Here is a 21,204-nt window from a genome sequence, read left to right on the forward strand (position 1 = left end):
ACGCGACCTCTTTCCGAAGCGGAAAGAGGCCGCGTGCAACCCAGGAGACACTAATAATGAGTCAAGCGATCGAAGTCAAAGTGCCGGACATCGGCGATTTCAAGGACATTCCCGTGATCGAGGTGCTGGTCAAGCCGGGCGATGTCGTTGAGCAGGAACAATCCCTCGTCACGCTGGAATCCGACAAGGCCACGATGGACGTGCCCAGTTCGTCGGCGGGCACCGTGAAGGAAGTGAAGGTCAAGGTGGGCGACAACGTCTCCGAAGGCACGCTCATCGTCGTGCTGGAAGGCGGCGCGAACGCTGCGGCGGCTGCGCCTGCCGCGCCCGCGAAAGAAGAAGCGCCCGCACAAACGCAGACGCACTCGCAGCCCGCGCAGGCTTCGGGCGGCGGCGGCTCGGTGGAAGTGAAGGTGCCGGATATCGGCGACTTCACGGACATTCCGATCATCGAGATCGCCGTCAAGGTCGGGGACAAGGTCGAGAAGGAACAGTCGCTCGTCACGCTCGAATCCGACAAGGCGACGATGGACGTGCCGAGCCCGGCTGCGGGCACGGTCAAGGAACTGAAGGTGAAGATCGGCGATACGGTGTCCGAAGGATCGCTGATTCTCGTGCTCGAAGGCGGCGAAGGCGGTGCTGCCGCAGCGCCAGCGGCAGCAGCGCCGAAGCAGGAAGCGCCGTCGCCCACCGCAGCGCCGCCGGATGCGCCCGCGAAGCCCGCGCCCGCGAAGGAAGCGCCGTCCGCGCTCGCGCAAGCGCCCGTGATCCCGGCCGGCGACGGCACGCGCACGTCGAGCCACGCTTCGCCTTCGGTGCGCAAGTTCGCGCGTGAGTTGGGCGTGGACGTGACGCGCGTGAACGGCACCGGTCCGAAGGGACGCATCACGCAGCAGGACGTCACCGCATTCGTAAAGGGCGTGATGACGGGGCAGGCCAAGGCGCCCGCCGCGGCAGCCGCGCCGGCGGGCGGTGGCGGCGGCGAGTTGCGGCTGCTGCCGTGGCCGAAGGTCGATTTCGCGAAGTTCGGTCCGGTCGATCCGAAACCGCTTTCGCGCATCAAGAAGATTTCGGGCGCGAACCTGCATCGCAACTGGGTCATGATCCCGCATGTCACGAACAACGACGAAGCGGACATCACCGAGCTGGAAGAGCTGCGCGTCAAGCTGAACAAGGAACACGAGAAAGCGGGCGTGAAGTTCACGATGCTCGCGTTCGTCATCAAGGCCGTGGTCGCGGCGCTGAAGAAGTTCCCGACCTTCAACGCGAGCCTCGACGGCGACAACCTCGTCTTCAAGAAGTACTACCACATCGGTTTCGCGGCCGACACGCCGAACGGCCTCGTCGTTCCCGTGATCCGCGATGCGGACAAGAAGGGCCTCGTCGATATCGCGAAGGAAATGGCCGAGCTGTCGAAGCTCGCGCGCGAAGGCAAGCTGAAGCCGGACCAGATGCAGGGCGGCTGCTTCTCGATCTCGTCGCTGGGCGGCATCGGCGGCACGCACTTCACGCCGATCATCAACGCGCCGGAAGTGGCGATCCTCGGGTTGTCGCGCGGCCAGCAAAAGCCGGTGTGGGACGGCAAGCAGTTCGTGCCGCGTCTCACGCTGCCGCTCTCGCTGTCGTACGACCATCGCGTGATCGACGGCGCGGAGGCCGCGCGCTTCAACGCTTATCTGTCGGCGATTCTGGCGGATTTCCGTCGCGTGATTCTTTGATCGTGGCGCGCGTCCGGGCTTGTCCGTCCGAACGCGCGGCCCAGCCGACGGCGGAACCGCGCGCGCCGCGATGCGCGTGCCGGTTCCATCCGCTCTTCTCTTAGGGGACACCATGAGTCTCGTCGAACTAAAAGTACCCGACATCGGCGACTTCTCCGATGTCGATGTCATCGAAGTCAATATTCAGCCCGGCGACGTCATCGAAAAGGAACAGGGCGTCATCACGCTCGAAACCGACAAGGCGACGATGGAAGTGCCCGCCGACGTGGCAGGCACCATCAAGGAAGTGAAGGTCAAGCAGGGCGACAAGGTTTCGCAAGGCTCGGTCATCGCGATGGTCGAAACCGAAGGCGCGGCGGCCGGGTCGGGCGCGCCGGCCGGCGGCGCGCCGAAGGAAGCATCGACGGCCCGGCCCGCTCCCGCTGCGCCTGCTGCTTCGGGCGGCGGCACGCAGGAGGTGAAGGTGCCGGATATCGGCGACTTCACGGACATTCCGATCATCGAAGTCCACGTGAAGCCGGGCGATACGGTCGAGAAGGAACAGTCGCTCATCACGCTGGAATCCGACAAGGCGACGATGGACGTGCCTTCGCCCGCAGCCGGCACCGTCAAGGAACTGAAGGTGAAGGTCGGCGATAACGTGTCGGAAGGCACGCTGATCCTGACGCTCGAAGGCCAGGGCGGCGGCACGACCTATGTGCCGACGAACCCGGCGGCCGCCGCGCCGCAACCCGCCGAGAAGGCAACCGCCGCGCCCGCGCCGCAAGCGGGCAGCTATTCCGGCTCGGCGGATGTCGAATGCGAGATGCTCGTGCTCGGCGCCGGCCCCGGCGGCTACTCGGCGGCGTTCCGCTCCGCCGATCTCGGCATGAAGACCGTGCTCGTCGAACGTTATTCGACGCTCGGCGGCGTGTGTCTGAACGTCGGCTGCATTCCGTCGAAGGCGCTGCTGCACACCGCGCTCGTCATGGATGAAACGCATGAGCTCGCGGAACACGGCATCACCTTCGGCAAGCCGACCATCGACCTCGACAAGCTGCGCGGTTTCAAGGAAGGCGTCGTCAAGAAGCTGACGGGCGGCCTCGCGGGCATGGCGAAGGCGCGCAAGGTGCAGGTGGTGACGGGCGTCGGCACCTTCGTCGATCCGCATCACATGGAAGTGCAGGGCGCGGATGGCAAGAAGGTCGTCAAGTTCCAGAAGGCGATCATCGCGGCGGGCTCGCAGGCGGTGAAGCTGCCGTTCTTCCCGGATGACCCGCGCGTCGTCGATTCCACCGGCGCGCTCGAACTGCGTCAGTTGCCCAAGCGCATGCTGGTGGTGGGCGGCGGCATCATCGGTCTGGAGATGGCGACGGTCTATTCGACGCTCGGCGCACAGATCGATGTCGTCGAAATGCTCGACGGCCTGATGATGGGCGCGGACCGCGATCTCGTGAAGGTGTGGGAGAAGTTCAACGCCAAGCGTTTCGCCAACGTCATGCTGAAGACGAAGACCACGAAGGCCGAAGCGAAGGAAGACGGCATCTACGTGACCTTCGAAGGCGAGAAGGCGCCGGCGGAGCCGCAACGCTACGACCTCGTGCTGTTGTCGGTCGGCCGCACGCCGAACGGCGGCAAGATCGGCGCGGACAAGGCGGGCGTCGCGGTGACGGAGCGCGGCTTCATCAACGTCGACAAGCAGATGCGCACGAACGTCGAGCACATCTTCGCGATCGGCGATCTGGTCGGCCAGCCGATGCTCGCGCACAAGGCCGCGCACGAAGGCCACGTCGCGGCGGAAGCGGCGCGCGGCGAGAAGGCGTACTTCGACGCGATGCAGATTCCGTCGGTGGCCTACACCGATCCGGAAGTCGCGTGGGCGGGCAAGACAGAGGACCAGTGCAAGGCCGAAGGCATCAAGTACGGCAAAGCGGTGTTCCCGTGGGCCGCGTCGGGCCGCGCGATCGCCAATGGCCGCGACGAGGGCTTCACCAAGCTGATCTTCGACGAAGAAACGCATCGCGTGATCGGCGGCGGCATCGTCGGCCTGAACGCGGGCGATCTGATCAGCGAAGTATGCCTCGCGATCGAAATGGGCGCGGATGCGACCGATATCGGCCGCACGATTCACCCGCACCCGACGCTCGGCGAGTCGATCGGCATGGCGGCCGAGCTTTACGAGGGCGTCTGTACGGACCTGCCGCCGCAGCGCAAGAAGTAAGGCAGTCGGTGGTCAGATGTGAGAAAGGCGCGTTCCCTTGGCGGGAACGCGCCTTTTTATTTGGCGCGACGAGTCGTCGGTGCAAAGAAAAACCCGGCCGCAGCCGGGTTTCTCGTACAACGCTTACAGCACGAACAGTCGTTCGAACTTAGGCGACCGTCGGGCGCTTTGCAGCGCGGGCAGCTTGTTCCGTCGCTTGCGTGGCAGCCTTCGTCGCGGCCGTGGCGGCTGCGTTGAAGTTGCTCTCGGCGATCTCGACAGCTTGCTTCGTTGCCTTGTGAACCGTTTCGTACGTCGTGTTGGCGGCGGTGATGGCCGACTTCATCACGGCGACGGCGGTTTCCGAACCGGCGGGCGCGTTCTTCGCGACGTTGTCGACGAGTGCCTGCACCTTGCGGTTCTGCTCTTCGTATTGCGTTTCGGCAACACGGGCGAACTCGGCTTGCGTGGCCGACGCGATTTCATACAGGTGACGGCCGTACGACAGCACCTTCTCGGCGACCGGCTGCGTCAGGCTGGCTTGCAGCGCGAGCAGTTCTTGCGCGTCCTTCACGGACAGCGCGCGCTGGGCGTTTTCCTGGCCTTCGGCGAGCGTCGACTTGACGACTTGCAGGTTCAGTTCGACGAGCTTTTCCACGCCTTCGAACGCTTTGTTCGTCAGACCGAACAGCGTGTCGAAGTTGGCTTTCTGTGCAGCGGCAATTTGTTCGGGGGTCAGTAGGGTCATCTCAGGCTCCTGATTGCCGACCCATCATGGCGGGTCGTGGCTTGGTTGATGCAGCGAGGCGCTGCTAGTTGGTGCTACTTCTATTGGTGCGTCGCAACATGAAGCCCATTTTAGAGATATTCTTAGTGATGTCAAGCAGTTTTTGTGCATTGCACAATCGTTGCGAAGGCGTTGTGAATCATGGACTTAAGTAATCGACGCTGGCAAGCCAACCGGCACTGCTGGACAGCGCCCGTTGCACCGTATGGGAACGCTTCTGGCGGTGGGTGACCGACGCCGGTGCGAGCCTCGCACTGCGGCAGATCAGACGATTCGTGCATCCGTCCTATTTTTAGGATGTCGCCGTACACCAAATTGTTAAAGAACCGTTAACATTTCGACTGTTGATCCGACGCACCCCGATGCTCCGCAGCATCGCGGCCAGTTCGAGAGCGAGTTGGTCCGTTCATCGTTCAGCACTCAAGTTTCAGGAAAATTTGCCGATAGCGCGTCAGTCGTGTCGTACAAAAGCGCGTTCTCAGCGGCCTTCGGTCTGCAGAAAGCGATCGTTTTTGCCGATCGCTACTGGAAATTATTCAGAAACAAGCAATCAACGCTTACAACTCAGTTTAACGAGCGTCGATAAGTGCTTAATATTGCTTAAATTTCGCAGCTTCACTACACTTGGCGGTACCTCAGCCGCCCAACAGAACACTAATGAAAACCGAAATGTTTTCGTCGCTAAAGGTGGTGCACGGCGTGGCATTGCGCTCAGCTTTGTCTTTTGCCGTATCACTGGCTGTAGCGACATCGTTTGCAGCGGCTCCGGCTGAAGCCCTCGCCAAAACTGCCACCGCCACGCATCACAAGAAGTCCGCTACCGAAGAAAAGACCGCCGGCCGCGCTCGCGTCGCGAAGGCGGGCAAGTCGGCACGCGCCGCGAAAGTCGCCGCAGCTGGCGATGACGACGACGCGCCGAAGGTCTCGCGCAAGCATCGCGTGAACTACCGGATGGACCCGCACGCGCGCCGGTCTGCCGTGCATGCGGTGGCGTATCAGCCGCGCGCCACGTCGGTCGGCCAGGCGTTCGGTCTGCATGACACGGCGGATAGTCTCGCGCTGCGTTCGAGCGTGGCCTACGTCGTCGATCAGGACACGTCCGAGACGCTTTTCGACAAGAACTCGCGCGCCGTTGTGCCCATCGCGTCGATCACGAAGCTGATGACCGCCATGGTCGTGCTCGATTCGCACTTGCCGCTCACCGATGAAATCGCGGTGACGGACGAAGACCGCGATTACGAGAAGTACACGGGCTCGCGGCTTTCCGTCGGCTCGGTGCTGAATCGCGAAGACATGCTGCACATCGCGCTGATGGCGTCTGAAAACCGCGCTGCGGCCGCGCTGTCGCGCTATTACCCCGGCGGGCGTCCGGCGTTCATCGCGGCGATGAACGCGAAGGCAAAGGCGCTCGGCATGACCGACACGCACTTCGAGAATTCCACCGGCCTCACGAGCCTCAACGTGTCGAGCGCGCGTGACCTCGTCAAGATGGTGAACGCGGCCTACCAGTATCCGCTGATCCGCAAGTTTTCCACGGACCGTAGCTACGACGTCTTCACCGGCAAGCGCACGCTCGCGTACAACAGCACCAACGCGCTGGTGCGCAACGCGTCGTGGGATATCGGCTTGCAGAAGACGGGCTTCATCAACGAAGCGGGCGAATGTCTCGTGATGCAGGCGAACGTGCACGGACGTCCCGTCATCATGGTGCTGCTCGATTCGTACGGGAAGTACTCGCGTTTTGCCGATGCAACGCGTCTGCGCACGTATCTCGACACGCTCGGCGAGCCGCGCATCATGAGCGCGGACATGGGTGGCGGCGCGAACCCGTGATCGCGTAAGCAAAGTTAGCGGTCACCGCAGTCAGCGGCCAAATAAAAAGCCGGATTTGTCGAGAGACGAATCCGGCTTTTCCGTTTGATCGCGCGATCAACGCTGCGGCTGATGGGCCTCGCCCGGCTGTTGCTCCTGATAGCCGAGCGACCGCGAAATTTCCAGCGCGGTATGGCTCAGTTGCTTGAGCCAGGCGTCCTGAAGCCGGTCGGCCGGCGCGGACAGCGACAAACCCGCGACGAGCCGTCCGGTGTCGTCATAGATGCCTGCCGCGATGCAGCGCACGCCCAGTTCGAGTTCTTCGTTGTCGCGCGCGCACGATTGCTGACGCACGAACGACAACTCGCGCTCCAGTTTGGCCAAATCCGTGATGCTGTTCTGCGTGTGCCCCGACAGGCCGGTGCGCATGGCGTAAGCGCGCACGCGGGCGGCTTCGTCGGCGGCGAGAAAAAGCTTGCCGACCGACGTCAGATGCAGCGGCGCGCGCCCGCCGATCGCGCGAACCACCTGCATGCCCGAACGCTCCGAATACGCGCGCTCGATATACACGATCTCATCGCCCTGACGGACGGAGAGATTCACAGTCTGCCCGGTCTGGCGGTGCAGCTCGCGCATCGGCGACATGGCCGCTTCGCGCACGGAAAGCCGCGCTTTCACGAGATTGCCGAGTTCGAGCAGGCGCATGCCGAGCCGGTACGTGCCGGGATCGGAGCGGTCGACCAGCCGGCACAGCACCATGTCGTTCAGGATGCGGTGCGCGGTGGATGGGTGCAGCCCCGTGTTGTGCGAGAGTTCCTTCAGGCTGACCGGATCGGTATGATCGGCGAGGGCGTCCAGGAGGCTCATCATGCGCTCGATGACCTGAATGGACGTTTTTGATTCCGGGTTCGTATCGCTCATCGTCTGAATCGGTTGATGCGTCAAACAGCGGAAGATCGATTGTATCTCATAATGTGAAAAGACGGCGCATTCCGGAACAGCCGACCGTCGGCGGTAATCGCCGCGCTTTCGCATCAACTCAAACAAGGAAACGCCATGCGGGTCGGTTTATTCGTGACGTGTCTCATCGACATGATGCGGCCGGAGATCGGTTTCTCCGTCATCAAGCTGATCGAGCGCGCGGGCTTCGAGGTCAGCGTGCCGCCGGCGCAGACGTGCTGCGGTCAGCCTGCATACAACTCGGGCGACCGCCGCCTCGCCCGCGATCTGGCCGAAAAAACCCTGCGCGAATTCGAGCAGTTCGATTATGTGGTGGTGCCGTCGGGGTCGTGCGGCGGCACGATCCGCGCGCACTACGGCGACCTGTTCCGCGACGATCCCGAACTCATGAACCGCTATTCGCGCTTGCAGCCGCGCGTATTCGAACTGACCGATTTTCTGGTGACGGTCGCAAAAGCGCGCATGGAACCGGGCGTCTTCGACGGCATCGTCACGTACCACGATGCCTGTTCGGGCTTGCGCGAACTCGGCGTGAAGTCGCAACCGCGCGAACTGCTCGCGCAGGCCGGCGTGCCGGTGAAGGAGATGGCCGGCTGCGAGCACTGCTGCGGCTTCGGCGGCACCTTCGCGGTGAAGTACGGCGACATTTCGACCGCAATCGTCGACGAGAAATGCGCCAACATCAAGGCGAGCGGGGCGGAGGCCGTCGTGCTCGGCGACCTCGGCTGCATGCTCAACATCGAAGGCCGCCTGCGCCGCACCGGCGACACCACGACGCGCGTGCTGCATATCGCGCAGGTGCTCGCCGGCGATGCGCAGCGCCTCACCTGAGAGCCACTCATGCAAGTACAGACGATGCACTTCAAGGCGCGCGCCGGCAGCAAGCTCGCCGACGAACGGCTTCAGCACAATCTCACCAAGCTCTCGACCAAGTTCGTCAGCGCGCGGGCGAGCGCCGTGCGCGACATCGACTTCGACGCCACGCGGGCGGCGCTCAAGGAACGGCGCAATCGCGCGCTCGAGAACCTCGACGTGTGGCTCGAGACCTTCGAGCGCGAGGCGACACGGCGCGGCGCGACGGTGCTTTACGCCGAATCGACGGCGGACGCGGCGCGTCTTGTGGCCGACATCGCACGCGAGCACGGCGTGAAAAAGGTCATCAAGACGAAGTCGATGGTGTCCGAGGAGATGCAGCTCAACCGCGTGCTCGGCGAGATGGGCGTGCAGTCCATCGAGACGGATCTCGGCGAATATATCCTGCAGATCAACGACAACGAGCCGCCGAGCCACATCATCGCGCCGGTCGTGCACAAGGATAAGGACGAGATCGCAGACCTGTTCGCGAAGACGCACGGAAGGCCGCGCCTGACCGAAATTCCCGCGATGACGCGCGAGGCGCGCGAAGTCTTGCGGCCGCATTTCATGACCGCGGACATGGGCGTGACGGGCGGCAACTTTCTGATCGCGGAGACGGGTTCGGTCGCCGTCGTGACCAACGAAGGCAACGAGGGCATGTGTACCGTCATGCCGCGCGTGCACGTCGCGGTGACGGGCATCGAAAAAATTCTGCCGACGCTCGAAGATCTCGCCACGGCCATGCGCCTGCTGCCGCGTTCGGCGACCGGTCAGACCATCTCGAACTATTTCTCGCTGCTGACCGGCCCGCGCGCGCCCGGCGAGACGGACGGGCCGGAGCATATGTATTTCGTGCTCGTCGACGGCGGACGCACGGGACTGATCGGCGGCGACTTCCAGGAGATGCTGCGTTGCATTCGCTGCGGCGCGTGTATGAATCATTGCCCGGTGTATCAGAAGGTCGGAGGACACGCGTACGGCTGGGTGTATCCCGGGCCGATGGGCTCGGTGCTCACGCCGGCGTATGTGGGAATCGACAAGGCGCTGGACCTGCCGCAAGCCGCGACGCTCTGCGGCGAATGCAATAGCGTGTGCCCGGTGGGCATTCCGATCTCGGACCTGCTTCGCAAACTGCGCGAAAAGCAGATGGAGCGGCGGCTGCGTCCGTGGACCGAACGCGCGGCGCTCGCGGCGTGGGGTTATCTGGCGATGCGGCCTGCTGCGTATGCGCTGCTGACCAAACTGATGGTGCGCGTACTGGAACGCGCGGGCGGCAGCCGGAAGGCGATCTCGCGCTTGCCGTTCGGCGCGGGGTGGACCGCGACGCGCGATATGCCCGCGCCGGTCGGCCGCACGTTCCGGGAACTGTACAAGGCGCAGCGGTCGCACATCGGCTGATTCGGTCGACGCGTCGCGAAAAAGGGAAGGCCGCGCCGGATCGCGTGATCCGGCGCGGCCTTTTCGATTTCGCGCTTGTCAGTGCGCGCTAGCCGCCGGTGCGCCCGAGAAAACCGCGTTGATCCACTCCGCCACGAGCGGGATCGCCGTGGCCGCCCGCAGGCGCCGGGGCGGGCTGTGGCGGCCGTGGCCGCGCGCCGCCGACTGCCTGCGGCAGCGGCCCGCCGCCGCCGCCGTGCGGTGCGCCTCCCGCCTGGGGATTGCCACCCCCGCCGTGCTGGGGCGGACCGCCCGCCTGACCCTCGTGACCCGGCGGCGGACCGCCGTGGTGGCGACCGCCGTCGTTCCATCCGCGCGGAGGGGCGTGGCGCCAGCCGGGGCCGTCGTCCCAGTAGCGTCCGGGGCCCGGGTAATAGCCGCCGCCGCCGTAATAGCCGCCCTGAACCACGACGCCCGGCTGCACCACCGGGCCGCCGTATCCGTAGGCTTCGTAGCCCGGATCGCCGTAGTACGGGGCCGGATAGCCGCCATACGCGGGACCATCGGGATAGGCTGCGCAGCCGCCGAGCAGCAGCGCAGACGAGAAAACAAGCAATCCAGCGACTTTCATGACCGTTGAGCGTTTCGTTGCAAGCATGTTTCATGAGACATCAGCTTGAGGCCAATGTCCCTATGAACTTTGTAAGGTTTTATGACGGCCGTTGCACTTTTTTGTACGGGAAAGCGTCAGGCCGGCGCCTTGCTTGTTGTCCTTCGCGCAACGGACTTTCGCTCATAGCCGGCTTTTTAAGAGATGGACGATTCCGTACCATTCGTAGCGTCGATAAGTGGGCGATCTGCCCGCTCCGGCATCCAATGAAGGTAGTCCCCATGAGAAAGAACATATCGACTTACTGGCCTCTCGCGGTGCTCTTGATCGCCGCGCTGACCGTTTGCATGCACGCGCAGGAGCGCGAGTCCGCTGCCGTCCGTCACAAGCAGCCGGGCGTCGCCAGCGTCAGCGCGGAGTTGGCACGCGCGATTTCCTACGGTCTCGTCGAATCGGACGAAGCGGCGCCCGCCGTCGGCCCGGCCTCCCGCGCGCTCTGATCGCTCTGGCCGCTCTCGCCGCTTACGCGGCGCACAAAAAATGGCGTCCTTCATTCGCAAGACGCCATTTGTGTTTCCATCGATCGCGCGATAAGGCTACTTACTTCAGCACACTGGCCACGGCGTTCGCGACGACATCCAGATTGCGCGTGTTCAGCGCGGCCACGCAGATTCGGCCCGTGCTCACCGCATAGATGCCGAACTCTTCGCGCAGGCGGTCGACCTGAGCGGCGGTCAGGCCCGAGTAGGAGAACATGCCGCGCTGCTTGTCGACGAACGAGAAGTCACGGTCCACGCCCGCCGCCTTCAGACGCTGCACGAGGCCGTTGCGCATCGCGCGAATGCGGTCGCGCATTTCGCCGAGTTCCTGCTCCCACGTCGCGCGCAGTTCGGGCGATGCCAGCACGGCTGCCACAATCGACCCGCCGTGCGTCGGCGGGTTCGAATAGTTGGTGCGGATCACACGCTTGAGTTGCGACAGCACGCGCGTCGATTCTTCCTTGCTCGCGGTGATGATGCTCAACGCGCCGACACGCTCGCCATACAGCGAGAACGACTTCGAGAACGACGACGACACGAACACGTTCAGTCCGGCGGCGGCGAAGAGGCGCACGGCGGCGGCATCCGCCTCGATGCTCTCGCCGAAACCCTGATACGCGATGTCGAGGAACGGCACGAGATCGCGTGCCTTCACCACTTCGACGACCTGCGCCCACTGCGCGTCGGTCAGATCGACGCCCGTCGGGTTATGGCAGCACGCGTGCAGCACGACGATCGTGCCCGCCGCGTAGCCGTTGAGCGCGGCCAGCATGCCTTCGAAGTTCACGCCGTGCGTCGCGGCGTCGTAGTACGGATAGTTGACGACCTCGAACCCTGCGCCTTCGAACAGCGCGCGATGGTTTTCCCAGCTCGGATCGCTGATCGCGACGATTGCGTTCGGGTTCATGCGCTTCAGAAAGTCCGCGCCGATCTTCAGCGCGCCCGTGCCGCCGAGCGCCTGCGCCGTGACGACGCGGCCGTCTGCGACCAGCGGCGAGTCCTTGCCGAGCAACAGCGACTGCACGGCGGCGTCATAGGCGGCGATGCCGTCGATCGGCAGATAACCACGCGGCAACGCAGCCTCGACGCGAGCTTTTTCCGCCTCGCGCACGGCGCGCAGCAGCGGAATCTTGCCTTCTTCATTCGTGTACACGCCGACGCCCAGATTGACTTTCGTCGGGCGCGGATCGGCGTTGAAGGCTTCGTTGAGGCCCAGAATCGGGTCGCGGGGGGCGAGTTCGACGGCAGAAAAAAGGGACATGATCTATCGGCAGTGTGGAAAGGACAGGCTGCGGCAAAAGCGGAGGGCGCTCGCGCGCGGGTGACGAATGCGGTACGCGGTTCAAACAACGCTCGCGTGCCGTTCGGCCCAGTCGCACATTGTATCGAATCCGTCGCATTTTTTCGGCGCGCAGTGGCGAGAACGCGCGTGCTTTTTACCGGTTGGGTCGCAAGGCGCCCGGCCAGCGCGGAGAAAGCGCTTGAGATCGCCGTGACGGGCCCAATGTGCATTCTCATGCGCGTCATACCGACGCCCCTTTTCGCACCCGTCCGGGCGCAGCGCCAGTTTTGCGGCAGCCGCTAGAATAAGTGTTTGTCCCGGCGAAGACTCCGTTTCCCATGTCCGATACCCTCATCGAAGCGCCCGACGCACTGGACGAGTCGAAGTTCGTCACCTTCGACGGCTCGCCGTTTCAGCTCTATCAACCGTATCCGCCCGCCGGCGACCAGCCCGGCGCAATCGAGACGCTCGTCGAAGGCGTCGAGGACGGCCTCTCGTTCCAGACGCTGCTCGGCGTCACGGGCTCCGGCAAGACCTTCACGATGGCGAACGTGATCGCGCGGCTCGGCCGGCCGGCCATCGTGTTTGCGCCGAACAAGACGCTCGCCGCGCAGCTCTACGCGGAGTTCCGCGAGTTCTTCCCGCGCAACGCGGTCGAGTACTTCGTCTCGTACTACGACTACTACCAGCCGGAAGCGTACGTGCCGCAGCGCGATCTTTTCATCGAGAAAGATTCGTCGATCAACGAGCACATCGAGCAGATGCGGCTCTCGGCCACCAAGAGCCTGCTGGAACGGCGTGACGTGGTGATCGTGGCGACGGTGTCGGCGATCTACGGTATCGGCAATCCGTCCGAGTACCACAAGATGATTCTGACGCTGCGCACGGGCGACAAGCTCGGCCAGCGCGACATCATCGCGCGGCTGATCGCGATGCAGTACAACCGCAACGAAGCCGACTTCCAGCGCGGCACGTTCCGCGTGCGCGGCGACACCATCGACATCTTTCCGGCGGAACATGCCGAAATGGCGGTGCGCGTCGAGCTGTTCGACGACGAGATCGAGGCCATGCAGCTCTTCGATCCGCTCACCGGCCGCGTGCGCAACAAGATCCCGCGCTTCACCGTGTATCCGTCGTCGCATTACGTGACGCCGCGCGACACCGTCATGCGCGCCATCGAGACCATCAAGGAAGAACTGCGCGACCGGCTGGAGTTCTTCCACCGCGAGGGCAAGCTCGTCGAGGCGCAGCGGCTCGAACAGCGCACGCGTTTCGACCTGGAAATGCTTCAGGAACTGGGGTTCTGCAAGGGCATCGAGAACTACTCGCGGCACTTCTCGGGCGCCGCGCCCGGCGAGCCGCCGCCGACGCTCGTCGATTATTTGCCGCCCGATGCGCTGATGCTTCTGGACGAATCGCACGTGCTGATCGGCCAGTTGAACGGCATGTACAACGGCGACCGCGCGCGCAAGGAGAATCTCGTCGATTACGGCTTTCGCATGCCGTCCGCGCTCGATAACCGGCCGCTCAAGTTCAACGAGTTCGAGCGCAAGATGCGTCAGGCGATCTTCGTCTCGGCCACGCCCGCCGACTACGAGCAGAAGAAGGCAGGGCAGGTCGCCGAGCAGCTCGTGCGACCGACGGGCCTCGTCGATCCGGAAATCGAAGTGAGGCCTGCGCGCTCGCAAGTGGACGACGTGCTCTCGGAAATCAACGCGCGCGTTGCTGCAGGGGAGCGCGTGCTCGTCACCGTGCTGACCAAGCGCATGGCGGAACAGCTCACCGAATTCCTCTCCGACCACGGCGTGAAGGTGCGCTATCTGCATAGCGACATCGATACGGTTGAGCGCGTCGAGATCATCCGCGATTTGCGCCTCGGCACGTTCGACGTGCTCGTCGGCATCAACCTGCTGCGCGAAGGGCTGGATATCCCGGAAGTGTCGCTCGTCGCGATTCTCGACGCCGACAAGGAAGGCTTCCTGCGCGCCGAGCGTTCGCTCATTCAGACCATCGGCCGCGCCGCGCGCAATGTGAACGGCAAGGCGATTCTCTATGCCGACAACATGACCGACTCGATGAAGCGCGCCATCGACGAAACCGAGCGGCGGCGCGCGAAGCAGATCGCGCATAACCAGGCGATGGGCATCACGCCGCGCGGCGTCGAGAAGCGCATCAAGGACATCATCGACGGCGTCTACAGCGCCGACGAAGCGCGCGCCGAGCTAAAGGAAGCGCAGGCGCGCGCCAAGTTCGAGGACATGAGCGAGAAGCAGATCGCGAAGGAAATCAAGCGCCTCGAAAAGCAGATGATGGATCACGCCAAGAACCTCGAATTCGAAAAGGCGGCGCAGACCCGCGACCAATTGGCGCTCCTGCGTCAGCGCGTGTTCGGCGCGAACGTGGGCGATCATGTGAGCGGAATCGGCGGCAAATGAGCCCCGGGAAGGCGGCGAGGCTGGAGTTCGCCGCCTTTCGTGACTTTCTTGACCGTCCGTGAAAGCCGCCCGACAGCCGAAAACCCTTACGAGCATTGGTCTCATTCGCTCCGCCAAATTGTTCGCCGCATCAAACGATGCTAAACTGACAAACATTGAGAATGGTTCGCATTAACGTTACGCCGCAGCCCGGTCGGGCGACGGAAAACCGCGATGCAGCCGTCTCGTGGCAAGGCAGCGCGAAGCAACGCCGCACGCGCCGACCGATAACAAGAAAGGAGTGTGTTTGATGGTTTCAACGTTGACGCGCGGCCTCGTCGCCGCCGCTGGTCTCACCGCGATGATGGCGGCCTCGGCTGCCGAATATCCGATCGGCAAGCAGCACATCGAAGGCGGCATGGAAACGGGGGCCGTCTACCTGCAGCCGATCACGATGGCGCCGGAAGGCATGATGCGCAAGGCGTCGGACTCGGACATCCATCTGGAAGCCGATATCCACGCGGTCAAGAACAATCCGACCGGTTTCGCGGAAGGCGACTGGATGCCGTACCTCAACGTCACGTACGAACTGAGCAAGGTCGGCACGACGCAGACGGTCAAGGGCGACCTGATGCCGATGGTCGCGAGCGACGGCCCGCACTACGGCGACAACGTCAAGCTGTTCGGGCCGGGCAAGTATCACCTGAAGCTGCATATCGCGCCGCCGTCGGAGACGGGCCACATGGCGTTCGGCCGTCATACCGACAAGGAAACGGGCGTCGGCGCGTGGTTCAAGCCGTTCACGGTGGAATACGACTTCCCGTTCGCGGGCATCGGCAAGAAGGGCGGCTATTAAGCAGTTTGCTTGAATGCGCGCCCGAGTTCAATCGACTGGCGGGCGCGAGCATCTTCGGGAAGAAAGAATGAGCTCGAAAATCAAGGCAGTTGCGCTCGCGTTGTCCGTGGTGGCCGGCACGGCGGGCGCGGCCGATCTGCCGACGTTCAAGCTGGAAATGAACGACGGCAAGCTGAACCCGGCGCGCATCGAGGTGCCGGCGGGACAGCGCATCAAGATCGAAGTGCATAACGTGGGCAAGGGCGCGGCCGAGTTCGAAAGCGTGCAGCTGCGCAAAGAGAAAGTGCTGGCGCCGGGCGCGGATTCGTTCGTGGTGATCGCGCCGCTCGATCCGGGCGAGTACAAGTTCTTCGACGATTTTCATCAGACGGCGCAAGGCGTGATCGTCGCGAAGTGATGATTGAGCCGCGCGGCGCTTCAGCATAGGCATCGCGCGGCCGATACAGCAGAACGGGCAGGGAGTTTCGATATGGGGCAGGTACTTTTCATCGTGTGGCGGGAAAGCGTCGAGGCGCTTCTCGTCGTCGGCATTCTGTACGCGTGGCTCAAGAACGGCGATCATCAGGCGCGTCGCGGCCTGCCTTATCTGTGGCTCGGCGTCGTGGCGGGGTTGCTCGCGGCGGTCGGTCTCGGGGCAGCGTTGATCGGCTTCACCGAAGTTCTCTCCGGCAATGCTCAAGACTACTTTCAGACGGCGATGGTGCTCGTCGCGTGCGTGTTGATCGTGCAGATGGTGCTGTGGATGAAGCGCCACGGCCGCACGCTCAAGCGCGACATGGAAACGTCGCTGCAAAAGACCACGCAGGACGGCCACTGGTGGGGCATCGCGCTGCTTGTGGCGCTCGCCATCGCGCGTGAAGGCAGCGAAACCGCCGTGTTCCTGTACGGCGTCGGCTTCGGGCAATCCGGACACGTCGCGGCTTCGCAGTATGCGGCCATCATCATCGGATTCGGGCTCGCGCTGCTGACCTTCTACGTGCTTCAGCTCGGCGGCAAGGTGTTCTCGTGGCGCGCATTCTTCCGCGTCACCGAAATCATGCTGCTGTTCCTCGCGGCGGGTCTCTTCGAAACGGGCGTCGACAAGCTGATCGACATGGAAGTGCTGCCGGTCATCGTCAATCAGATGTGGAAGACGTCTGCGATCCTCGACGACTCCGGCACGTTCGGCTCGCTCGTCGCGACGCTCACGGGGTATCGCGCGCATCCGGCGGGCATGAACATCGTCGCGTATGCGGTGTACTGGATCGTCATCTATCTCTTGTTGCGCCGCTCGAATAGCCAGATGGCGCAGAAACAGAAGGCGGCCGGACGCCCCGCATGAGCTCCTCGATGCAACACAGCGTGCAGCCCGATACGCAAGGCCAGAGCCGGCTCCAGCAAGCCGGCCACTGGATGCAACGGCACGGCAGCGTGATCCGCGGAATTCAGTGGGTCGTCGTTGCCGTGTATGCGTTTCTGATCATCGTTCCGGCCGTGCTGCCGCTGCCCGACGGCTCCGCGCATCTCTGGAACAACCTGACGCTTGCGGCGCAGTTCGTGTTCTGGGGCATCTGGTGGCCGTTCGTGCTGCTGTCGATGGTCATGCTCGGCCGCGTGTGGTGCGGCGTGCTGTGTCCCGAAGGCGCGCTGACCGAGTTCGCGAGCCGCTTCGGCCGCGGGCGCGCGATTCCGCACTGGATGCGCTGGGGCGGCTGGCCGTTCGTCGCGTTCGGACTCACGACCATCTACGGCCAGATGGTCAGCGTCTATCAATATCCGAAAGCGGTGCTGCTCGTGCTCGGCGGCTCGACGGTCGCGGCGATCGTCATCGGCCTGCTGTACGGCCGCGAAAAGCGCGTGTGGTGCAAGTATCTGTGCCCGGTCAACGGCGTGTTCTCGCTGCTCGCGCGTCTCGCGCCGTTCCACTACAAGGTCAGCGAAGACGCGTGGCGCCGCTCTTACAAGCAGGGCGAACACGGGCACCGCGTCATTCCGATCAACTGCGCGCCGCTCGTGCCGCTGCGCAACATGAAGGGCGCAGCCGACTGCCACATGTGCGGCCGTTGCAGCGGTCATCGCGATGCGATCGCGCTGACGTGGCGCTCGCCCGCCGAGGAAGTCGTGAAGCTCGGCGACAAGGCGGCGAATCCGTGGGACACGGCGCTGATTCTCTATGGCCTGCTCGGCATTGCCATCGGCGCGTTCCACTGGACGGTGAGCACATGGTTCGTCGATCTGAAGCAGTTCTTCGCGGGCTGGCTGATCGATCACAACATCCTCTGGCCGCTCGACACCAACGCGCCGTGGTTCCTGTTCACGCATTATCCGGAGCAGAACGACGTCTTTTCGTGGCTGGACGGCACGATGGTCGTCGGCTACATCCTCGCGACGGCGCTGGTCTACGGCACGACGCTGCTCGCGCTCATTGCAATCGGCGCGCGCATGCTCGGGAAGCTGAACGCGACGCGGGTGCATCATCTGACGCTCGCGCTGATTCCGATTGCGGGCGTCGGCGTGTTCCTCGGTCTTTCGGCGACGACGGTTTCGCTTCTGCGCGCCGAGCACGTGCCGTTGTGGTGGGTCGCGGATCTGCGGCTCGCGCTTCTGGCCATCGCGAATGTGTGGAGCGCATGGCTCGCGTGGCGCGTGACCGGGCGTTATGCGTCGACGCCTGGTCCCCGGCTCCTTTCGATGATATGGTTGATCGCGGCGCTGGCCGTGGTCGACAGCGCCTGGTACCTGATGTTCTGGGGCTTTTCCCGATAAAGCCAGCACAGGAGGCGCGCCAAGTGAGAACCAAACCCGCACTGACCGACGACGACGTGTTGGCCATGGCCGCCGCCGCCGAGGCGCACGCGAAGAATCACAAGTGGAACGTGACCATCGCCATCGTCGATGACGGCGGGCATCTGCTGCATCTGCATCGGCTGGAAGGAGCGGGCGCGAGCACGGTGGAAATGGCGACGGGCAAGGCGCGCACGGCCGTGCTCGGCCGCCGCGAGACGAAGGTCTACGAAGACACGATCAAGCAAGGGCGCACCGCGTTCCTGTCGGCGCCGATGACGGCGATGCTCGAAGGCGGCGTGCCGATTTTCGTCGGCACGGATATCGTCGGGGCGCTCGGCGTCTCGGGCGTGAAGTCGGATCAGGATGCGCAGATCGCGCGCGCGGGTATCGCGGCGCTGGGAATCGAGAACGTCTGAATTCATGGCCGACCGCAAATAGAAAAACGGCGCGGTCTCGCAAGAGATCGCGCCGTTTGTTCAAGCGTTGGAGCGGCAAAAAAACGGCTTCGCTGGCTACCGACGACTGGCTGGTGTTTGCACGAAGGGGTCTAAATTCTCGCGTGCAAGTCGTCCTTGCTGGCTAAGGCCAAACACCTCTTGGCGAGGTGGTCCCCACAATACCCGGTACGTCCTGCTGTTCTTTCGCGCTACTTCGTCAGGATGAGCTTGCCCAGACGCGTCGCGCGCAATTGATACGTTTCCCCGTTATGCACGATGGCGACATGGCTGCGGCCTTGCAGCAGCGCGTCGCTGCGCAGCGACCGTTCGCCGTTGGCATCGTTCGCCGAGACGCGCTCCGTGGTTTCTGCCGGAGGCTTCGGGCGGGTGATGGCCGCGTCGCGAGCAAGCGGGCGGCGCAGCCTGAGCGTGGTGGATCGCGGCGTGTCGGTCATGTTCGTGGGTTGGTCGGAAAGTGCCGTCGTTGATTCGATAGGTCCATAGTAAATGATAACCATTCCTATTTGCAACTAAGGCTTTCCGATGAAAACGCGGCTTCCGATAGCCGCGCTTCATCCATCATGCGTCAGTGCAGCGGACTCTCGCCCGTGCGCCCGTGCGCGTACTGGCGTATGAGCCGCACCGTGTCGATATCCGACTCGCGATATGCCGATTTCACGATCTCCTGCGTCTGCCGTTCGTCGGGCGTCGAGTTCTCGCTCTCGGGCAGCGTCGTGCTGTAGGTGAAGCGCAGGAAAAGCTGCATGGCGTCGGGCTGCTCGATCGCCATCGTGAGCGAGCCGCCGACGTGCTCGGCAGTGGGCAGAATGTCGTAGCGCACGCTGTTGTGCGGATCGAGCGTCACGCGGTCTCGCACCACGGCCTGACCGTAGTGCAGCTCGCGCTCCATCACATCGCCCTCGCGGAAAAGGATCGCGCAGCTATCGAGGCCCAGTACGAAAAGCTGCGGCTGTTCCGCGCGCAGCACGAGGCCTTCCCACAGTTGCTCGCGCGTCAGCGAGTCGACGAGCGGGTTCGTCGGATCGTTAATCTGGATGAGGTGTTCAAAATTCAAGACGACGTTTCCTTGGACGTTCGTGACGCCCGGTCACACCGGTTCGGCGGGAACGAGCCCCGAGTCGATGCGAATGGCACCGACGAGAACCTTGTGCATCGGGCAGGCATTGGCAATTTGCAAGAGACGTTCCCGTTGCGTTTCGTCAAGCGGGCCGTTGAGCGAAATGCGGCGGTCGATCACGGTGCCGTCCGCCGTGGTGTTCATCGACAGCTCGACGCGCAGCGACGTGAGCGGCCAGCCCTTGCGCTTCGCGTACATGCGCAGCGTGATGGACGTGCATGCGCCGAGGCTCGATAGCAGGAGCGACGAAGGCTGCGGCGCCGAATCCGCGCCGCCGAGACTGGCCGGCTCGTCGGCGAACCACGTATGCGTGCCGTCTTCGAGGCGGGTTTCGTAATCGGCGCTGCCGATGGTGGCGGTCACGACGGGAGCGGACATGCGCGTTTCCTCGGATTTATCGATGACGAACAAACAGCGTGACGACCGACGGACGCGAAGAAACGGCGCCGGCCGAACGGTCATTGTGACGCAATGTACCCGTTCTTGCCGCGCCGTTCCGCATTATTTCAACACTGCGATATACGCCCGCTCAGTGCGTGATCGCGCCCATGCGTCCCGCCTGATAGTCCGTCACGGCCTGGCGAATCTCGTCTTCCGTGTTCATCACGAACGGGCCATAGCGCACGACCGGCTCCTTGAGCGGCACGCCGCCGAGCAGCAGCACTTCGGCGGGCTCGTCTCCTGCCGCGAGCGTGATCGTATCGGCATCGTCGCGGAAGATGATCATCTGCTGCGCGCGCACCGGCTGGCGCTGCGGGCCGTAGAGCGCAGTGCCCGAGAGGCCGTACGCGAAGAGGCGAAAATCGCGCGGCACGCGATGCTCGATGGTCGCGCCCGGTTGCAGCGAGAAGTGCTTGTACAGGATGGGCGTGCGCGTTTGGATCGCGGCCTTCACGCCGAGCGCTTCGCCCGCGATCACCTTCACGCGCACCTTGCCGTCCTCGCTCGTCGCCACGGGAATGCGCTCGGACGGAATCTCCTGATAGTGCGGCGCAATCATCTTGTCGCGCTTGGGCAGATTCACCCACAGTTGCAGTCCGTGCACGCGCCCGCCGCGCTGCGTGAACGCTTCGCCCGGCATTTCGCTATGCACGACGCCCGCGCCGGCGGTCATCCATTGCACGTCGCCCGGACGCAGCGTGCCGGAATGTCCGGCCGAATCCTTGTGGCCGAACTCGCCTTCGAGCATGTACGTCACCGTTTCGAAGCCGCGATGCGGGTGATCCGGCGCGCCTTTCGCCTCGCCGGGCGCGTAGTCGACCGGGCCCATCTCGTCGAGCAACAGAAACGGATCGAAGTCCATCAGAAGGCGGGTCGGAAACGGGCGATGCACGACGAATCCGCCGCCTTCGACGGTGCGCATGGCGGGAATGATGCTCGAAATAGTGCGGCTCATGATGTTTTGCCTCGCGTCGCCATTAGGGGAATAGCGATAAATGTGAAACACGCAGCTATTATATGAGCCGTATTTGTG

Annotated in this window: 20 protein-coding genes and 1 pseudogene; 13 read left to right on the plus strand and 8 right to left on the minus strand. The window is 63.7% G+C overall.

Annotated features, from left to right (window positions below):
* Positions 1–56: 56 nt before the first annotated feature.
* The 3 genes and pseudogenes from aceF to lpdA all read left to right on the plus strand — a co-directional run bounded on the left by aceF (position 57) and on the right by lpdA (position 3,918).
* Positions 57–1,718: a dihydrolipoyllysine-residue acetyltransferase gene (aceF, locus tag LDZ26_RS04595; RefSeq protein ID WP_244848360.1), complete on the plus strand. Its 1,662-nt coding sequence runs from the start codon at positions 57–59 to the stop codon at positions 1,716–1,718.
* A 112-nt stretch (positions 1,719–1,830) separates the two neighbouring features.
* A pseudogene (locus LDZ26_RS25630) lies at positions 1,831–2,049 on the plus strand (biotin/lipoyl-containing protein); the annotation flags it as partial.
* Positions 2,050–2,175: 126 nt separating this feature from the next.
* A complete protein-coding gene (lpdA, locus tag LDZ26_RS04600; protein ID WP_370650665.1) occupies positions 2,176–3,918 on the plus strand; it encodes a dihydrolipoyl dehydrogenase in 1,743 nt (580 codons plus the stop codon).
* A gap of 148 nt (positions 3,919–4,066) precedes the next feature.
* Here the strand turns inward: lpdA and LDZ26_RS04605 are convergent, their stop codons facing one another.
* Positions 4,067–4,645 (minus strand): phasin family protein, encoded by a 579-nt coding sequence (locus LDZ26_RS04605; RefSeq protein WP_244848362.1) that lies wholly within the window; start codon positions 4,643–4,645, stop codon positions 4,067–4,069.
* 696 nt (positions 4,646–5,341) lie between these two features.
* Here LDZ26_RS04605 and pbpG point away from each other — a divergent pair.
* Positions 5,342–6,517: a D-alanyl-D-alanine endopeptidase gene (gene pbpG, locus LDZ26_RS04610; protein ID WP_244848363.1), complete on the plus strand. Its 1,176-nt coding sequence runs from the start codon at positions 5,342–5,344 to the stop codon at positions 6,515–6,517.
* 96 nt (positions 6,518–6,613) lie between these two features.
* Here the strand turns inward: pbpG and LDZ26_RS04615 are convergent, their stop codons facing one another.
* Positions 6,614–7,417: an IclR family transcriptional regulator gene (locus LDZ26_RS04615; RefSeq protein ID WP_244848364.1), complete on the minus strand. Its 804-nt coding sequence runs from the start codon at positions 7,415–7,417 to the stop codon at positions 6,614–6,616.
* A 135-nt stretch (positions 7,418–7,552) separates the two neighbouring features.
* Here LDZ26_RS04615 and LDZ26_RS04620 point away from each other — a divergent pair, with 135 nt between their 5' ends.
* Entirely contained in the window at positions 7,553–8,287 is a 735-nt protein-coding gene (locus tag LDZ26_RS04620; protein WP_175939994.1) for a (Fe-S)-binding protein, read from the plus strand.
* A 9-nt stretch (positions 8,288–8,296) separates the two neighbouring features.
* Positions 8,297–9,709 carry a lactate utilization protein B gene (locus tag LDZ26_RS04625; protein ID WP_244848365.1) on the plus strand — a complete coding sequence of 471 codons (1,413 nt, stop codon included), beginning with the start codon at positions 8,297–8,299 and terminating at the stop codon, positions 9,707–9,709.
* Between the two features lie 88 nt (positions 9,710–9,797).
* Here the strand turns inward: LDZ26_RS04625 and LDZ26_RS04630 are convergent, their stop codons facing one another.
* Entirely contained in the window at positions 9,798–10,319 is a 522-nt protein-coding gene (locus LDZ26_RS04630) for a hypothetical protein (RefSeq protein ID WP_244848366.1), read from the minus strand.
* A gap of 260 nt (positions 10,320–10,579) precedes the next feature.
* Between LDZ26_RS04630 and LDZ26_RS04635 the strand changes: the two genes are divergently transcribed.
* Positions 10,580–10,798: a hypothetical protein gene (locus LDZ26_RS04635; RefSeq protein ID WP_244848367.1), complete on the plus strand. Its 219-nt coding sequence runs from the start codon at positions 10,580–10,582 to the stop codon at positions 10,796–10,798.
* A gap of 100 nt (positions 10,799–10,898) precedes the next feature.
* On the opposite strand, the gene LDZ26_RS04640 is transcribed toward LDZ26_RS04635, so the two are convergent.
* Positions 10,899–12,098: an amino acid aminotransferase gene (locus tag LDZ26_RS04640; protein ID WP_244848368.1), complete on the minus strand. Its 1,200-nt coding sequence runs from the start codon at positions 12,096–12,098 to the stop codon at positions 10,899–10,901.
* 359 nt (positions 12,099–12,457) lie between these two features.
* On the opposite strand from LDZ26_RS04640, the gene uvrB reads away from it, so the two are divergent.
* The 6 genes from uvrB to LDZ26_RS04670 all read left to right on the plus strand — a co-directional run bounded on the left by uvrB (position 12,458) and on the right by LDZ26_RS04670 (position 18,571).
* Positions 12,458–14,554, plus strand: a complete 2,097-nt coding sequence (gene uvrB / locus LDZ26_RS04645; RefSeq protein WP_244848369.1) for an excinuclease ABC subunit UvrB — start codon at positions 12,458–12,460, stop codon at positions 14,552–14,554.
* 289 nt (positions 14,555–14,843) lie between these two features.
* Positions 14,844–15,389, plus strand: a complete 546-nt coding sequence (locus LDZ26_RS04650) for an iron transporter (RefSeq protein WP_370650646.1) — start codon at positions 14,844–14,846, stop codon at positions 15,387–15,389.
* Between the two features lie 67 nt (positions 15,390–15,456).
* Positions 15,457–15,786: a cupredoxin domain-containing protein gene (locus tag LDZ26_RS04655; protein ID WP_244848371.1), complete on the plus strand. Its 330-nt coding sequence runs from the start codon at positions 15,457–15,459 to the stop codon at positions 15,784–15,786.
* A 72-nt stretch (positions 15,787–15,858) separates the two neighbouring features.
* Positions 15,859–16,710, plus strand: coding sequence for an FTR1 family protein (locus tag LDZ26_RS04660; RefSeq protein ID WP_244848372.1), 852 nt, complete (start codon positions 15,859–15,861; stop codon positions 16,708–16,710).
* Between the two features lie 71 nt (positions 16,711–16,781).
* Entirely contained in the window at positions 16,782–18,134 is a 1,353-nt protein-coding gene (locus LDZ26_RS04665) for a 4Fe-4S binding protein (RefSeq protein ID WP_244848956.1), read from the plus strand.
* 23 nt (positions 18,135–18,157) lie between these two features.
* On the plus strand, positions 18,158–18,571 hold the full coding sequence (locus tag LDZ26_RS04670; RefSeq protein WP_244848373.1) for a heme-binding protein: 414 nt from the start codon (positions 18,158–18,160) through the stop codon (positions 18,569–18,571).
* 230 nt (positions 18,572–18,801) lie between these two features.
* On the opposite strand, the gene hemP is transcribed toward LDZ26_RS04670, so the two are convergent.
* From hemP to LDZ26_RS04690, 4 genes are all read right to left on the minus strand, one after another.
* Positions 18,802–19,047, minus strand: a complete 246-nt coding sequence (gene hemP / locus LDZ26_RS04675; RefSeq protein WP_244848374.1) for a hemin uptake protein HemP — start codon at positions 19,045–19,047, stop codon at positions 18,802–18,804.
* Between the two features lie 131 nt (positions 19,048–19,178).
* Complete coding sequence (locus tag LDZ26_RS04680; RefSeq protein WP_244848375.1) at positions 19,179–19,667, minus strand: SRPBCC family protein; 489 nt, start codon at positions 19,665–19,667, stop codon at positions 19,179–19,181.
* A 33-nt stretch (positions 19,668–19,700) separates the two neighbouring features.
* On the minus strand, positions 19,701–20,108 hold the full coding sequence (locus LDZ26_RS04685) for an OsmC family protein (protein WP_244848376.1): 408 nt from the start codon (positions 20,106–20,108) through the stop codon (positions 19,701–19,703).
* 151 nt (positions 20,109–20,259) lie between these two features.
* Entirely contained in the window at positions 20,260–21,126 is an 867-nt protein-coding gene (locus tag LDZ26_RS04690) for a pirin family protein (protein ID WP_244848377.1), read from the minus strand.
* Between the last annotated feature and the right edge of the window lie 78 nt (positions 21,127–21,204).

The organism is Caballeronia sp. SL2Y3, assembly GCF_022879575.1.
Classification (GTDB): Bacteria; Pseudomonadota; Gammaproteobacteria; order Burkholderiales; family Burkholderiaceae; genus Caballeronia.

Coding starts and splice junctions, on each gene's coding strand:
- aceF (WP_244848360.1), top strand. CDS start 57: ATGAGTCAAGCGATCGAAGTCAAAGTGCCGGACATCGGCGATTTCAAG.
- LDZ26_RS04605 (WP_244848362.1), bottom strand. CDS start 4,645: ATGACCCTACTGACCCCCGAACAAATTGCCGCTGCACAGAAAGCCAAC.
- pbpG (WP_244848363.1), top strand. CDS start 5,342: ATGAAAACCGAAATGTTTTCGTCGCTAAAGGTGGTGCACGGCGTGGCA.
- LDZ26_RS04615 (WP_244848364.1), bottom strand. CDS start 7,417: ATGAGCGATACGAACCCGGAATCAAAAACGTCCATTCAGGTCATCGAG.
- LDZ26_RS04620 (WP_175939994.1), top strand. CDS start 7,553: ATGCGGGTCGGTTTATTCGTGACGTGTCTCATCGACATGATGCGGCCG.
- LDZ26_RS04625 (WP_244848365.1), top strand. CDS start 8,297: ATGCAAGTACAGACGATGCACTTCAAGGCGCGCGCCGGCAGCAAGCTC.
- LDZ26_RS04630 (WP_244848366.1), bottom strand. CDS start 10,319: ATGAAAGTCGCTGGATTGCTTGTTTTCTCGTCTGCGCTGCTGCTCGGC.
- LDZ26_RS04635 (WP_244848367.1), top strand. CDS start 10,580: ATGAGAAAGAACATATCGACTTACTGGCCTCTCGCGGTGCTCTTGATC.
- LDZ26_RS04640 (WP_244848368.1), bottom strand. CDS start 12,098: ATGTCCCTTTTTTCTGCCGTCGAACTCGCCCCCCGCGACCCGATTCTG.
- uvrB (WP_244848369.1), top strand. CDS start 12,458: ATGTCCGATACCCTCATCGAAGCGCCCGACGCACTGGACGAGTCGAAG.
- LDZ26_RS04650 (WP_370650646.1), top strand. CDS start 14,844: ATGGTTTCAACGTTGACGCGCGGCCTCGTCGCCGCCGCTGGTCTCACC.
- LDZ26_RS04655 (WP_244848371.1), top strand. CDS start 15,457: ATGAGCTCGAAAATCAAGGCAGTTGCGCTCGCGTTGTCCGTGGTGGCC.
- LDZ26_RS04660 (WP_244848372.1), top strand. CDS start 15,859: ATGGGGCAGGTACTTTTCATCGTGTGGCGGGAAAGCGTCGAGGCGCTT.
- LDZ26_RS04665 (WP_244848956.1), top strand. CDS start 16,782: ATGCAACGGCACGGCAGCGTGATCCGCGGAATTCAGTGGGTCGTCGTT.
- hemP (WP_244848374.1), bottom strand. CDS start 19,047: ATGACCGACACGCCGCGATCCACCACGCTCAGGCTGCGCCGCCCGCTT.
- LDZ26_RS04685 (WP_244848376.1), bottom strand. CDS start 20,108: ATGTCCGCTCCCGTCGTGACCGCCACCATCGGCAGCGCCGATTACGAA.
- LDZ26_RS04690 (WP_244848377.1), bottom strand. CDS start 21,126: ATGAGCCGCACTATTTCGAGCATCATTCCCGCCATGCGCACCGTCGAA.